General features: G+C 62.3%; 14 protein-coding genes and 1 other RNA gene. All 15 read right to left on the reverse strand.

Annotated features, from left to right (window positions below; translation table 11 throughout):
* The coding region (murF, locus tag H0V34_07140; GenBank protein MBA2491479.1) for a UDP-N-acetylmuramoyl-tripeptide--D-alanyl-D-alanine ligase at window positions 1-1,313 on the reverse strand (1,313 nt) is incomplete at its 3' end.
* The gene (locus H0V34_07145) at window positions 1,310-2,818 is read right to left on the reverse strand and encodes a UDP-N-acetylmuramoyl-L-alanyl-D-glutamate--2,6-diaminopimelate ligase (protein ID MBA2491480.1); all 1,509 of its coding nucleotides are present in this window, start codon (window positions 2,816-2,818) and stop codon (window positions 1,310-1,312) included. The genes H0V34_07145 and murF, both read right to left, overlap by 4 nt.
* The gene (locus H0V34_07150; GenBank protein ID MBA2491481.1) at window positions 2,811-4,517 is read right to left on the reverse strand and encodes a penicillin-binding protein 2; all 1,707 of its coding nucleotides are present in this window, start codon (window positions 4,515-4,517) and stop codon (window positions 2,811-2,813) included. Before H0V34_07150 ends, H0V34_07145 begins: the two co-directional genes overlap by 8 nt.
* Window positions 4,518-4,546: 29 nt before the next feature.
* The gene (gene ftsL, locus H0V34_07155; GenBank protein MBA2491482.1) at window positions 4,547-4,816 is read right to left on the reverse strand and encodes a cell division protein FtsL; all 270 of its coding nucleotides are present in this window, start codon (window positions 4,814-4,816) and stop codon (window positions 4,547-4,549) included.
* Window positions 4,813-5,754, reverse strand: coding sequence for a 16S rRNA (cytosine(1402)-N(4))-methyltransferase RsmH (gene rsmH, locus H0V34_07160; GenBank protein MBA2491483.1), 942 nt, complete (start codon window positions 5,752-5,754; stop codon window positions 4,813-4,815). Before rsmH ends, ftsL begins: the two co-directional genes overlap by 4 nt.
* Before the next feature lie 9 nt (window positions 5,755-5,763).
* Entirely contained in the window at window positions 5,764-6,213 is a 450-nt protein-coding gene (mraZ, locus tag H0V34_07165; GenBank protein MBA2491484.1) for a division/cell wall cluster transcriptional repressor MraZ, read from the reverse strand.
* A gap of 294 nt (window positions 6,214-6,507) precedes the next feature.
* Window positions 6,508-6,871: RNase P RNA component class A (rnpB, locus tag H0V34_07170), an RNA gene on the reverse strand.
* Between the two features lie 76 nt (window positions 6,872-6,947).
* Complete coding sequence (locus tag H0V34_07175; protein MBA2491485.1) at window positions 6,948-7,268, reverse strand: non-heme iron oxygenase ferredoxin subunit; 321 nt, start codon at window positions 7,266-7,268, stop codon at window positions 6,948-6,950.
* A 16-nt stretch (window positions 7,269-7,284) separates the two neighbouring features.
* Complete coding sequence (locus H0V34_07180; protein ID MBA2491486.1) at window positions 7,285-7,662, reverse strand: SUF system Fe-S cluster assembly protein; 378 nt, start codon at window positions 7,660-7,662, stop codon at window positions 7,285-7,287.
* A gap of 17 nt (window positions 7,663-7,679) precedes the next feature.
* Window positions 7,680-8,129 carry an SUF system NifU family Fe-S cluster assembly protein gene (locus tag H0V34_07185; GenBank protein ID MBA2491487.1) on the reverse strand — a complete coding sequence of 150 codons (450 nt, stop codon included), beginning with the start codon at window positions 8,127-8,129 and terminating at the stop codon, window positions 7,680-7,682.
* A complete protein-coding gene (locus H0V34_07190; GenBank protein MBA2491488.1) occupies window positions 8,129-9,394 on the reverse strand; it encodes a cysteine desulfurase in 1,266 nt (421 codons plus the stop codon). Before H0V34_07190 ends, H0V34_07185 begins: the two co-directional genes overlap by 1 nt.
* 20 nt (window positions 9,395-9,414) lie before the next feature.
* Window positions 9,415-10,767 (reverse strand): Fe-S cluster assembly protein SufD, encoded by a 1,353-nt coding sequence (sufD, locus tag H0V34_07195; GenBank protein MBA2491489.1) that lies wholly within the window; start codon window positions 10,765-10,767, stop codon window positions 9,415-9,417.
* Complete coding sequence (gene sufC, locus H0V34_07200; GenBank protein MBA2491490.1) at window positions 10,764-11,540, reverse strand: Fe-S cluster assembly ATPase SufC; 777 nt, start codon at window positions 11,538-11,540, stop codon at window positions 10,764-10,766. The genes sufD and sufC overlap by 4 nt, the downstream gene beginning before the upstream one ends.
* Before the next feature lie 99 nt (window positions 11,541-11,639).
* Window positions 11,640-13,088 carry a Fe-S cluster assembly protein SufB gene (gene sufB, locus H0V34_07205; GenBank protein ID MBA2491491.1) on the reverse strand — a complete coding sequence of 483 codons (1,449 nt, stop codon included), beginning with the start codon at window positions 13,086-13,088 and terminating at the stop codon, window positions 11,640-11,642.
* A 33-nt stretch (window positions 13,089-13,121) separates the two neighbouring features.
* Complete coding sequence (locus tag H0V34_07210; GenBank protein ID MBA2491492.1) at window positions 13,122-13,589, reverse strand: SUF system Fe-S cluster assembly regulator; 468 nt, start codon at window positions 13,587-13,589, stop codon at window positions 13,122-13,124.
* Window positions 13,590-13,630 lie beyond the last annotated feature (41 nt).

Below are 13,630 nucleotides of genomic sequence, written 5' to 3' on the forward strand. Positions count from 1 at the left end.
TCCATGCACATGCTGCGTGAACCCTTGATCAAGATAGTGCCATTGTTGTCAGCGCCGGCGCCTAGCGCATCGTGCAAGGCCTCGACTAACGCGGCGTGCGAATCGAAGTGCGCCGCACCCGTGCCGAACGCATCGGCCGCGGCCTGACTTAGTGCGCCCAGCGCGAACAATCGCGCCACGCCCGCGTCGCGCGCCAGTTCGCCCACCATCCGGTGCAGCGCTTCGCCGCTGGCGCCGAGTTCGGCCATATCGCCCAGCACCAACCAGTGCGCGCCCGGCTGCGCAACAAGCACCTCCAGCGCCGCCGCGAACGAGCCGGGATTGGCGTTGTAGCTGTCGTCCAGCAGCCGCGCGCCGTGCATGCCGTCGCGCGGCACCAGACGGCCGCGAACCTGCGTGATCTTTTCTAGGCCCGTCCGGATCGATGCGAGGCTCGCGCCGGCGGCAATCGCCACCGCCGCGGCGGCCAGCGCGTTGCGGACGTTATGTCGGCCAGGCAGCGATAGCCGGATTTTTATGTCGCCCGCGGGTGTGGTCACATGCAAGTCCTGCTCATCGATACTGCGCGCACTCACGTCAGCCTTAGCATCGAGGCCGAACGTCAGACACTTTCGCGCCCCCACCCGCGAACGCCAGTAATCCGCGTACGCATCATCGGCGTTGATCACAGCGGCGCCGTCGTCGCCGAGGCCAGCGAAGATTTCACCCTTGGCTCTGGCCACGCCCTCGATGCTGCCGAAGCCTTCCAGATGCGCGGCGGCGGCGTTAATGACCAGCGCGATATCGGGATCGATGATGGCGGTCAGGACGGCGATCTCGCCCGGATGATTGGCGCCCATCTCCACCACCGCAAAGGCATGGTTCGGGCGCATCGACAGAAGGGTCAGCGGTACGCCAATGTGATTGTTCAAATTTCCGCGGGTCGCCAGCACCTCGCCTTCTTGCTTAAGAATCGCGGCGATCATTTCCTTGACAGTGGTCTTGCCGTTGCTCCCCGTGAGGGCGACGACTGTCGCCTTAGACTGTCGGCGCCAAGCCGCCGAGAGACGCTGCAGGGCGGTGAGCGTGTCATCCACCACGATCCGCGGCAACGAGGTCCGCATTTCACACGCCACCAGCGCGCCGGCGGCCTGCGTCGGGTCCAGTTCCGCCACGAAGTCATGTCCGTCGAAGCGTGGCCCGGCGAGCGCCACGAACAGCTGCCCCGGCTGCAACGCACGGGTATCGGTCGTAACCGATGCGACCGCGGAGTCATCGCCGACCAATCGCCCCTGCGCGAGCCGCGCAATGTCGGAGAGTTGCAGCCAGCTCATGCCGGGGGCTCGCCCAGCACCATCGCGACGGTCTGGCTGTCGCTGAACGGACGCTGCTCAACGCCGATGATCTGCACCTGTTCATGACCCTTGCCGGCGACCAGCACGACGTCGCCTGCGCGCGCGGCTGCTACGGCGCCCGCGATCGCCTCGCTGCGGTCGTGGATCACGCGCACGGCGTCGGGCGCCGCAAAGCCAGTGAGAATATCGGCTGTGATACGCGCTGGCGGCTCGCCGCGCGGGTTGTCGTCCGTGACGATAATTGCGTCGGCATGCCGCTCCGCGACCTGCGCCATCAGCGGTCGCTTGCCCGCATCGCGGTCACCGCCGCAACCGAATACACACCACAAGCGCCCGGCGCAGTGCTCGCGCAGAGCAGTGAGCGCGTGGGTCAGCGCGGCGGGGGTGTGTGCGTAGTCCACCACCACCAGCGGCTGGCCCACAGTGCCGCGGACTTCCATCCGGCCGGGCGCGCCTCGCGTTTGATTAATCCGCGCAAGCGCCCGGGAGAGCGGCATATCCAGCGTGAGCAGCGCTGCCAGCGCGGCCAGCAGGTTGCTGACATTAAAGCGTCCCAGCAGCCGGCTTTCGATCATGCCGGTGCCCTGGGGCGTGCTTACGTTGAACGTCAGTCCGCCGCGCCTGGCCCTGATGCCGGTCGCGCGCACGCTGCGGTCGTCTGGCAGAGGCGATGCGCCGATACCGTAACCCATGGTGTTCACCGAAAGCGGCAGCGCGGCGGCCAGCGCAGCGCCGAACGCGTCATCGGTATTGAGTACCGCGTGGCGTAATCCGGGCATTGAAAACAGCCGCCGCTTGGCGGTCGCGTAGGCGCCGTGGTTCCGGTGGTAATCGAGATGGTCGCGCGTGAGATTGGTGAGGATTGCCATGTCCAGCGCCACCGCGTCAAGACGGTATTGCGCGAGCGCGTGCGAGGAGGCTTCCATAACCGTCGCGGCGGCGCCTTGCGCGCGCTGACACGCCAACTCGGCGTGCAGTCTGAGCGCGTCCGGCGTGGTATGCGCGCCGGGCACGAGATGGCCGTACATGCCATAGCCCAAGGTACCGATGAGGCCACAACCGCGCCACGGAGCATCCAGCGCCTGTGCCAGAAAGTGACTGACTGAAGTCTTGCCGTCGGTGCCGGTCACGGCGATTGCGGTCATGCCGCGTGAGGGATGTCCGAAGAAGCGATCGGCCACCATGCCCAGCCGCCGCGCCAGCTCGTCCACGGCGATCACGGGCACAGACGCCGGCGCCGGCGGCGCGATGCCAGGCGCCGGTTCCCAGACAACGGCGGCGGCGCCTTTGGCTAGCGCTTCATCCAGATACCGCAGGCCATGCGTGCGCGTTCCGGCCAGCGCCACGAACAGGTCGCCAGGCCTGACATCCTGCGCGTGATTGCACAAACCCCGGATCGGCACGTTCTGCGCGGCTGGCACCGTGGCGACTCGATCCAGCAGAGCCACGAGCGGATAGCCGGGCTCTGATCGCTGCTCAGGCATCATTGGGCGTGATCCTCGGTGCCGGCGGTGTATGGGCCTGCAGATGTGGCAGGTCGTCCGGTCGCACGTCAAGCAGCCGCAGCGCGCCCGCCATGATGCGCGAGAACACCGGTGCGGCCACCTGACCACCGAAATAGGCGCCGTCGCCCGGCTCATCGATCACCACCACCGATACTAGCGCCGGCTCGCTGGCCGGCGCCATACCGGCGAAGATCGAAACATAGCGATCCCGCGCATAACCGCTCGCGATGGGCTTGTGCACGGTGCCGGTCTTGCCCGCGATCCGGTACCCTTCGATGCTCGCCATCGGTGCGGTGCCGCCTACGCTGACCACGCCTTCCAGCATGCCGCGCAGACGCCGCGCGGTAGATACACTCATCGCGCGCTTCCGCGCCGTAATCTCGCGCGCGGCCGTGTACGAAATGTAGGGCAGCAGACCGTCGGCTGCGATGGCGGAGTAGGCGCGCGCGATCTGCAGCGGCGTGGTGGCAAGGCCGTAACCGAACGCCAACGTGGCGCGTTCAACATGGCCCCAACCCTGATAACTGCTCAGCGCGCCGGCCGCCTCGCCCGGAAAACCGGACTCGGTCAATGCTCCGAAACCGACGCGCCGATAGCTTTCCCACAAGCTGGCGGGCGCCAGCGACAGCGCGATCTTGGTAGCGCCCACATTGCTGGATTTGCGGATCACGCCGGCCAGGCTCAGTGCGCCGTAATCGTGTTCATCCTGGATCGTGTGTCCACCCACCATATACCAGCCGGGCGATGTCTCGATCATCGTGTCCGTTCCATAACGGCCGCTCTGGATCGCCGCCGCGATCACGAACGGCTTGATCGTGGAACCAGGCTCCAGCACGTCGGTTACCGCCCGATTTCGGGTGCCCTCAGTGCTCAGGTTTTCGCGGTTATTGGGATTGAAAGAAGGCTGGTTGACCATCGCCAGCACCTCTCCGGTGCGCGGATCCAGCACCACAGCGGCGCCTGAGCGAGCGTGGTGCCGCGTCACGGCTGCCTTGAGTTCGCGATAGGCGAGATACTGGATACGACGGTCCAGGCTCAGGCGCAGATCCTTGCCCGGACTGGCGGCGCTGATCCGCTCCACATCTTCGACAATGCGGCCGAGGCGATCCTTGATGACGCGCTTGGCGCCGACTTCGGCGCGCAGCCAGTCGTCGAACGCAAGCTCCAGTCCTTCCTGGCCGGCATCGTCGACGTCCGTGAAGCCGAGCAGCTGCGAGGCGACCTCACCCATGGGGTAATACCGTCGGTATTCGCGCTGCAGATTGATACCGGGGATGACGAGCGCCATTGCACGCGCCGCGATCTCCGGATCGACCCTGCGCTTGATGTAGACAAATTCACGCGTGGCGCGCGCGGCAAGCTCCCGCACGATCTCGGCGGCGTCGATGCCGAGCATGGCGGCGAGCTTCGGCAGCTGTTCCCGCGCGGCCAGCGTCTCGCGCGGATTGGCCCAGATGGAATCGACCGGCGTGCTGATCGCAAGCGGCTCGCCGTGGCGGTCTAAGATCATGCCGCGGTGCGCGGGAATCGGCATCACCCGCAGATGGCGCGCATCGCCTTCGCCCAGCAGGAATTCGCGTTCCTGCAACTGCAAATACAGGGCGCGGCCGAGCAGCAGCACTACGCCAAGCCCCATCACGGCCAGCACCAGACAGCGTCGGCCGTTATAGCCGGGCATTTGCGCGGAGGGCCGGTAGCCGAGCGGATTCATGGCTGCACCGTGACGATTGAATCGAACTCTGGCAACTGCATGCGCAGGCGTTGCGCGGCGATGTTCTCGATCCGGCCGTGCGCCGCCCAGGTGCTCTGTTCGAGCTGCAAACGCCCCCATTGCGCGCTCAATTCATCGCGCTGCGTCTGTAATGCCTGCAGCTCGATGAACAGCTTGCGGTTCTGGTGCTTGCTGTAAACCACGCCCAGTGCGCTGACTAGCACTGCCGCGAACAAAAGGCAGAGCCACGTCGCGCCCCATTTCATGGCATGCGCTCGGCCACGCGCAGAACCGCGCTGCGCGAGCGCGGATTGCGCCTGCATTCTTCCGGCGAGGGCCGGATGACTTTGCCCAGTTTGCGCAGCATGCCCGCCGCCTGGCCGCCGGCGATGGGTAAACCGCGCGGACCTGCCGCGCCGCCGGCATGCTGACGGATGAAGCGCTTGACAATCCGGTCTTCCAGCGAGTGAAAGCTGATCACCGCCAGACGGCCAAAAGCGGCCAGCACGGCGAGGCTGCTTAAAAGTGCCTCGCTCAGCTCGTCCAGTTCGCGATTGATGAAGATGCGGATGGCCTGGAAGCTGCGCGTCGCCGGGTGCTTGTGCCGTTCACGCGTGGGCGAGGCGGCGACGATGAGATCGGCCAACTGCGTGGTCGTTTCGATTGGCGTGACGCGGCGCGCATCAACGATCGCCCGCGCGATGCGGCGGGCAAACCGCTCCTCTCCATACACCTTGAGTACCTCGGCGATTTCGGCCTCGCCCGCCTGCGCCAGCCAGCGTGCGGCGGTGAGTCCCCCGGTTGCGTCCATGCGCATGTCCAGCGGTCCACTCTTGCTAAAGCTGAATCCGCGCTCTGGATCGTTGAGCTGGGGCGAGGACACGCCGAGATCGAGCAGAATGCCGTTCACCTTGCCGGTCAGTCCCAGACGGTCGGTAAGCAGTCGCATCAACGCAAAGGATCCCTGCTCGATGGAAAAGCGCCGATCAGCGTCAAATGTCGTACGCACTGCCTGCACCGCCTGCGGATCCTTGTCCATACCAATGAGGCGGCCCGTATCATCCAGTTGATCGAGTATGGCGGCGCTGTGGCCGCCCCTTCCGCAGGTGCCGTCCAGGTAGACGCCGTCTGGCCTGATCGCGAGTGCGGCAAGCGCCTCTTCGAGAAGTACCGGTTGATGGGTTGATTCGCCGGTCGCGTGCATGCGTGCGAATCAGAGCGGCAACGAGGCCAGAGCTGCGTTGAGTTCTTCGGACTCTCCACCCTTGAGCCAGGCATCGCGCTGCTCAGCCCAGGTGTCTTCGTTCCACAACTCGAATTTTTTGCCCAGACCAACCAGCGCCACGCGCTTCTCGAGCCTGGCAAACTGTCTTAGTGCGGGCGGCAGGCGCATGCGGCCCTGCGCGTCGAGTTCGAGTTCTTCGGAGTTCCCCATGAGATTGCGTAGCAGGCGTCGAACGTGCGGATCCAGGCCCGGCAGCCGGTTTAGTTCAAATTCAACTTCTTCCCAGGCGGGCATAGGGTAGAGGAGCAGGCAGCGATCACGATCAACCGTGATCACCAGGCGACCGCCACAGGACGCCATGAGCTGTTCACGGTATTTGGCCGGCATGGCCATACGGCCTTTGGCATCGAGATTCAGGATGCTAGAGCCACGAAACAAGTTCGTCATCCCCCATTATCAGATCCTAGCATCCCACTTCTCCCCACTTCCTCCCACGCGAAGCCACTATATGTAGCACCACCTTGCACGTCAAGGAAAATCGACTGGGGCAACAGACCAGCGCGCGTATTCCGGGCATGAACGGCAGAGTGAATAAATAGACGCGGAATAACGCCATTGGTCAGCGAAGATAAATAAAGAACGTTGGATACAAACGACACAAAACAGAGGGTTTTACAACAGCTGGTGAATCACTACGCGCTACCAGATACGTCGCGTAACCATCGACGGCAGAAGGGGAGCCGGCCGATAAGCCGGGTTCTGTCGTGGACAGTCATTCATCTGGGATGCGCGTCGCCGCACACCTCTAGCGACCTACCCGGGAGCTGTGCGGGCCGCACGCGGTAACGTGTACCTGCTCCCTATTTGGTCTTGCTCCAGGCGGGGTTTACCCTGCCACCGCTGTTGCCAGCGGCGCGGTGCGCTCTTACCGCACCTTTTCACCCTTACCGCGCGCCATTAAAGACGCGAGGCGGTATCTTTTCTGTGGCACTTTCCGTAGGCTCGCGCCTCCCAGGCGTTACCTGGCGCCTCGCCCTGCGGAGCCCGGACTTTCCTCTGCATTTACCTGCAATACAGCGACTGTCCGGCCGGCTCCCGCGCATATCTTAACATGTGGACACGCCCAGCCCGCCGGCGCGCGGGAATACGTCGCTTGCACGTTGTAACAAAAATCAATCCCACCGATCGTTGCGGACCTGCACCATGCCGTCCTCAACGCGCACCGGAAAAATCGCGACGGGTTCATACGCCGGGGCAGTCAAGGCTTCGCCGGTAGCGATATCGAAGCGCGCCCCGTGACGCGGGCATTCGATCTGGCAGCCGTCGATATCACCACCGGTCAGTACGCCGCCGTCGTGCGTGCAGACATCTTCTATCGCGTAGAACTCTCCGTCGCAGTTGATAACGGCAATTTCGACGTCGTCGATATCGACAATCTCGTAGTCGCCGGGCGCCAACTCCTCGGCGCGCGCCACATCTACCCAATCAGCCATCGCAACACTTGCACCGTCAAAACATATTGAGTTGCAGGCGCGCGGCCTCGGACATGCGGCTCATGTCCCAGGGCGGGTCCCACACCAGCTCCACGGCCGCGTCCGTCACGCCTTCGACTTCCCGCACCGCAGACTCCACGGTGCCCGGAAATGTCTGTGCGACAGGACAACCCGGCGCCGTCAGGGTCATCTTGATGGACACCATGTTGTCCGCATCGATGTCAATCTCGTAAATCAAACCAAGATCGTAGATATTCACCGGGATCTCCGGGTCGTAGACATTGCGCAGCGCGCGTACGACCTCGTCTTCGAGCGCCCCATTGCCGGCCGTTGCGCTGCCCTTCGGTTGCTGGTGGGCGTGTGGTTGCGCCTCATCCATCTGTTCGTCACTCATGTCATTAAACCTCGCATCTATTCGGTCGAGACCCACTCTTCGCCTTCCAGCGCGGCATGCATCGTGTGCCACGACAAGGTCGCGCACTTCACGCGCGACGGATAAGCCTTGACCCCGGCGAGCACCGCGATTTTGCCGAGCGCCTCCAGGTCCGGCTGCTGGTCCTCTCTTGTCACCGCTTCGTGAAAGTCCTTGAAGAGCTGCTCGGCCTCGTCGATCTTCCTGCCTTTGAGCATCTGCGTCATTATCGACGCCGATGACACCGAGATAGCGCACCCTGAACCTTCGAAACTGACATCAATAACAGTATCGTTCTCGTCGACCTTCATGTACACGGTCAGCTTGTCGCCACACAGCGGATTGACGCCGACTGCCATACGATTGGCGTCCTGCATCCAGCGGAAATTGCGCGGATTCCTGTTGTGCTCGGCGATGACTTCCTGATAAAGCGCACGCAGATCAGCCATTACCCCAGCACCTCCCGCACTTTGGCCAGCGATGCGAACAGCGCGTCCACGTCTTCCCGCGTGTTGTAAAGACCGAACGAGGCGCGCGTGGTAGCCGGCACTTTGAAATGATCCATTACCGGCATCGCGCAGTGGTGACCGGCGCGCAGCGCCACCCCTTCGTGATCGACAATGGTGCCGATATCGTGCGGGTGCACGCCGTCCAGGTCGAACGACAGAATGCTCGCCTTCTCCGCGGCCGTGCCTATCAGACGCATCCCCTGTGTATCCGCCGCAATGCCGGTGGCGTAGCGCAGCAGGTCATCCTCATGCACGGCGATATTCTCAAGCCCGAGACTCTCGACGTAATCGATGGCCGCGGCCAGACCGACCGGACCCACGATATTGGGCGTACCCGCCTCGAAGCGCGTGGGCGGTTTCGCGAAGTCCGAGCGCTCGAACGTCACGCGCCGGATCATTTCGCCGCCGCCCTGATAAGGCGGCATCGCATCCAGCAAAGCGTAACGTCCGTACAGCACGCCTACGCCGGACGGGCCATAAAGCTTGTGGCTGGAAAACGCATAAAAGTCGCAGCCGAGATCCTGCACGTCCACGCGCATATGTGGCACCGCCTGCGCGCCGTCGATCAGCACCTTCGCGCCGGCGTCATGCGCCAGTTCGACCATGCGCCTGACCGGGTTGACCGTACCCAGCGCGTTGGAAACGTGCACCAGCGCAACAATGCGCGTGCGCTCACTGAGCAATTTTTCGAATTCCTCCACCACCAGCTCGCCGGCGTCGTTCATGGGCGCGACTTTCAGTTTCGCGCCGGTCTCTTCACGCAACAACTGCCAGGGCACGATGTTTGAATGGTGCTCCATCTCGGTAATCAGGATCTCGTCACCCTCGCGGATATTCGCGCGACCATACGTGGCCGCGACCAGATTGATGGCCTCGGTGGTGCCGCGCACGAACACAATCTCGCGCGCGTCGCTGGCACCGATGAACCGCTGCACCCGGCCGCGCGCGTCCTCATAAGCCCGCGTTGCGCGCTCGCTCAAATCGTGCACGCCGCGGTGGACGTTGGCGTAGGCGTGCCGATACGCGTGATCCATCGCCTCCAGCACCTGACGCGGTTTCTGGCTGGTGGCGGCATTGTCGAGATAAATTATGGGCTTACCGTGGCTGGGTTCCGCCAGGATCGGAAAATCCTCGCGGATACGATAGACGTCGTACGCCGGGGCGCCATTGTTATTTGACGGACCCGCGCTGGTTGCGGTGCGCATCGTTTCACTGGCGAGAGTGTTCATGGTAGCTCGGTCGCTCGGGTCGGCAGGCGCACACGGATGAGATTTTCCAGGTGCGCGCGCAAGGGTTCGATTCGCATGCGGGTAAGCACGTCGTTGGCGAACGCGAAGGTCAGCAAGCCCCGCGCCTCGGCTTTGGGTACGCCGCGCGAACGCAGATAATAGAGCGCGTCTGCATCAAGCTGCCCGACGGTGACGCCGTGCGCGCATTTCACGTCATCGGCGAAGATTTCCAGCTGCGGTTTGGGGTCGGCCTCCGCATTGGGCGATAACAGCAAGCTGTGATTGGCCTGTTCCGAATCGCTAAGCTGCGCGTACTTGTGCACGATCACTTTTCCGTTGAACACGCCGCGGGACCAGCCGTCCATCACGCCCTTGTACAGCTCGCGGCTCACGGTGCGTGGCGTCACGTGTTCAATGCGCGTGTGGTTATCCACGTGCTGACGCCCCTTGATAACGTAAAGTCCGTTGAGCGCGCACTGCGCGTTCTCGCCATCAAGCCGCGTGTTGATGTCGTTGCGCACGAAGCGCCCGCCGAGCGCCGCGTTGTGCGAGGTGAAGCGGCTATCTCTATGCTGATGCACTTCTACGGTCGCAATGTGGAACGCCTTGTCGCCCTCTTCTTCGAGCTTGTAATGCTCGATGCCGGCGTTCCCATTCAAATCGATCTCCGTCACCGTGTTAGTCCAATAAGCACTGTCGGCCGGGCCCGCGTAGTGTTCGATGATCGTCGCCTCGGCGCCGCGCTCCGCGACGACCAGATTGCGAAGCTGCGAAGTGCCGCCGTCGGCCGTACTCAGATACAGCACATGAATAGGTGCCTCGACGATCATGCCGGGCGGCAGATGAACGAACACGCCGTCGCTCATCAGCATGGTGTTGAGCGCCACGAACGCATTGGTGTCCATCGTCGCGTAATGCGCGAGATGCGACTGGACCGTATCAACGTGTGACGGCAAAGCCTGGCTCAAAGGCATCACCACGGCACCCGCGGACAGTTCGCGCATGGATGACAAGTTCACCGAGAAGCGGCCGTCTACGAACACCAACCGGTGCGCCTTCAGGCCCTCAAACCGATGCGCGTCGGTATCCTTCGCCGCCGCACCGGCGCCACCGGCAAGCAGTTCAAAACGCTGCTTTTGCAACGGTTTGGTGTCGGAATACTTCCACTCCTCGTGGCGCGGCGTGGGAAAGCCCTGGCGCGCAAACGAGCTCGCGGCCTGGTCACGCAACCGCTGCATCCACGGAATGCCGCTGCCGGGCAACGCCGCGCGCTGGCGTTTGAAGGCGGCCAGGTAATGCGCCACGGCGTCGTCACCGGGAAAATTCTGTTTGATGGCTACGCTGTTCATGAATTGCCAGACGCCCGTGGTGCTCGCGCCGCGTGCTCCTCCAGCCAGCCGTAACCGCTGCGCTCCAGTTCATGCGCCAAGGTCTTGTCGCCGGACTTGACGATCCTGCCATCGGCCAATACGTGCACGTAATCCGGCTCGATATAATCCAGCAGGCGCTGATAATGCGTGACCAACACGAACGCGCGTTCCGGCGAGCGCAGCGAATTGACACCGTTGGCGACAATCTTCAGCGCGTCGATATCCAGTCCCGAATCGGTCTCGTCGAGTATGGCGAGCCGCGGTTCCAGCACCGCCATCTGCAATATCTCGTTGCGCTTTTTCTCGCCGCCCGAAAAACCCGCGTTGACGGATCGATACAGAAAGTCCTCATTCATGCCAGTGAGTTTCAGCTTCTCCCTGACCATGCCGAGCAAGTCCATGGCGTCGAACTCTTCCTGCCCCTGCGCCTTGCGAATGGCGTTGAGCGCGGACTTGAGCAGATAAATGTTGCTGACACCGGGGATCTCCACCGGATACTGGAAGGCGAGAAACACACCTTTATGCGCGCGCTCCTCGGGCGAGAGCTCCAGCAGATCCTCGTCGTCCAGCCGCACCTGGCCGTCGATAACGGTGTAACCTTCGCGGCCGGCCAGCACCTGTGCGAGCGTGCTCTTGCCGGAACCGTTCGGCCCCATGATCGCATGCACCTCGCCCACGTTTACCTTAAGGTCGATGCCCTTGAGAATCGCCTTGTCGTCGATCGACACGTGTAGCTTACTAATCGAAAGCACTAAAAACTCCTAACTTAAATTCACGGCAAAGACGCTGAGTACGCAAGAGATAACGAAGACGACTTCTCTAGCGCCCTTTGCGCCTCTGCGGTGAATGATTTAACCGACGCTGCCCTCGAGGCTCACACCCAGCAGCTTTTGTGCCTCCACGGCAAACTCCATCGGCAGTTCCTTGAACACCGCCTTGCAGAAACCGCTCACGATCATCGACACCGCGTCCTCAGGCGAGATACCGCGTTGGGTGAGATAGAAGATCTGATCCTCGCCGATCTTCGACGTCGACGCCTCATGCTCCACGGTCGCGGTGGGATTCTTGACCTCTACATACGGAAACGTGTGCGCGCCGCACTTGTCGCCGATCAGCATGGAATCGCACTGCGTGTAATTGCGCGCGCGTTCTGCATTCTTGCCGATTCTGACCAGCCCCCGGTACGAATTCTGGCCATGGCCCGCAGACAAGCCCTTGGAGATGATGGTGCTTTTGGTGTCCTTGCCGATGTGAATCATCTTCGTGCCGGTGTCAGCCTGCTGATAATTGTTGGTCAGCGCCACCGAATAGAACTCGCCGACCGAGTGATCGCCGCTCAACACCACGCTGGGGTACTTCATGGTGATCGCCGAGCCGGTTTCGACCTGCGTCCACGAGATCTTGCTGTTGTGGCCTCGGCACTCGCCGCGCTTGGTCACGAAGTTGTAAATGCCGCCGCGACCCTGCTCGTCGCCGGGATACCAGTTCTGCACGGTGGAATACTTAATCTGCGCGTTGTCCAGCGCCACCAGTTCCACCACCGCCGCGTGCAGCTGATTCTCGTCGCGCTGCGGTGCGGTGCAGCCTTCCAGGTAGCTGACATATGAACCTTCTTCGGCCACGATCAGAGTGCGCTCGAACTGGCCCGTGTTGATCGCGTTGATGCGGAAATACGTGGACAGCTCCATCGGGCAGCGCACGCCTTTGGGCACATACACGAACGAGCCGTCGGTAAACACCGCGAAATTCAGCGCGGCGTAGAAGTTGTCGGTATAAGGCACTACCGAGCCCAGATATTTCCGCACCAGCTCCGGGTGATTCTGCACGGCTTCGGAGAACGAGCAGAAGATGATACCCTCCTCGGCAAGCTTCTTTTTGAACGTGGTGGCGACCGAGACGCTGTCGAACACCGCGTCAACGGCGACGCCTGCCAGCATCTCCTGCTCCTGCAGCGGAATGCCCAGTTTGTTGTATGTCTCGCGCAGCTTGGGATCGACTTCGTCTAAGGACTGGGGCCGATCCTCATCCTTCTTGGGCGCGGAATAGTAGACGATAGCCTGATAATCGATGGGCGGATAATAGGTGTTGGGCCATTTGGGCTCGGGCATGGTCAGCCAGTGTCGGTAAGCCTGCAAACGTAGCTCCAGCATGAACTGCGGCTCGTTCTTCTTCGCCGAGATCACGCGGATAACGTCTTCGCTCAGACCCGGCGGTACGGAATCCGCTTCGATATCGGTGAAAAAGCCATGCCGGTATTCGCGGCTGATGAGCTTGTCGATTTCTCTTGATGTCGCGGCCATTACTCACTCCAAGCACGCTACGTGCTTTGTCTGTTATTTATAGTACTGACGAACTTGTGCTCCGGACCGGCTTCCACTCGCCGCTGAAATTGCGGGTGCTGCCGGACGCAGCATCTCCGCCAGCGAGATTCGTTCCAGGGTAGCGAGGACAGCGCGATTAATCATCTGCCAGTTGGGGCGTATCGGACACATGGTTTCCTGATGACACAGCCCGGGGCTGCTGCTGCACTCTGTGATCCCGATCGGCCCTTCCAGAGCGCTGACGATATCCGCCACCGATATCGCCGCCGGCGCGCGCGTCAGTCGATAACCACCCGCGGCGCCGCGATACGATTCCAGCAGACCGGCGTGCGCCAACAATTTCAGGATCTTACTCACGGTCGGCTGACCGATGTGCATCTGATCGGTAATTTCCCGCGCGGTGTGTACCGCGTCGGGCGACATGGCCATGAATGTCATCACGACCGTGCCGTAATCGGTAATCTTGCTCAATCGCAGCATCGGCACCTCTCACAATTAGGACTGCAATGGTACTATTTCGT

Source organism: Gammaproteobacteria bacterium (assembly GCA_013696315.1).
Taxonomy (GTDB): domain Bacteria; phylum Pseudomonadota; class Gammaproteobacteria; order JACCYU01; family JACCYU01; genus JACCYU01.

What these genes read in the sequence shown, in the direction of transcription:
- H0V34_07145 (MBA2491480.1), bottom strand. Translation starts at nt 2,818, where the DNA reads ATGCCTGAGCAGCGATCAGAGCCCGGCTATCCGCTCGTGGCTCTGCTG.
- H0V34_07150 (MBA2491481.1), bottom strand. Translation starts at nt 4,517, where the DNA reads ATGCCCGGCTATAACGGCCGACGCTGTCTGGTGCTGGCCGTGATGGGG.
- ftsL (MBA2491482.1), bottom strand. Translation starts at nt 4,816, where the DNA reads ATGAAATGGGGCGCGACGTGGCTCTGCCTTTTGTTCGCGGCAGTGCTA.
- rsmH (MBA2491483.1), bottom strand. Translation starts at nt 5,754, where the DNA reads ATGCACGCGACCGGCGAATCAACCCATCAACCGGTACTTCTCGAAGAG.
- H0V34_07175 (MBA2491485.1), bottom strand. Translation starts at nt 7,268, where the DNA reads ATGGCTGATTGGGTAGATGTGGCGCGCGCCGAGGAGTTGGCGCCCGGC.
- H0V34_07180 (MBA2491486.1), bottom strand. Translation starts at nt 7,662, where the DNA reads ATGAGTGACGAACAGATGGATGAGGCGCAACCACACGCCCACCAGCAA.
- H0V34_07185 (MBA2491487.1), bottom strand. Translation starts at nt 8,129, where the DNA reads ATGGCTGATCTGCGTGCGCTTTATCAGGAAGTCATCGCCGAGCACAAC.
- H0V34_07190 (MBA2491488.1), bottom strand. Translation starts at nt 9,394, where the DNA reads ATGCGCACCGCAACCAGCGCGGGTCCGTCAAATAACAATGGCGCCCCG.
- sufD (MBA2491489.1), bottom strand. Translation starts at nt 10,767, where the DNA reads ATGAACAGCGTAGCCATCAAACAGAATTTTCCCGGTGACGACGCCGTG.
- sufB (MBA2491491.1), bottom strand. Translation starts at nt 13,088, where the DNA reads ATGGCCGCGACATCAAGAGAAATCGACAAGCTCATCAGCCGCGAATAC.
- H0V34_07210 (MBA2491492.1), bottom strand. Translation starts at nt 13,589, where the DNA reads ATGCTGCGATTGAGCAAGATTACCGATTACGGCACGGTCGTGATGACA.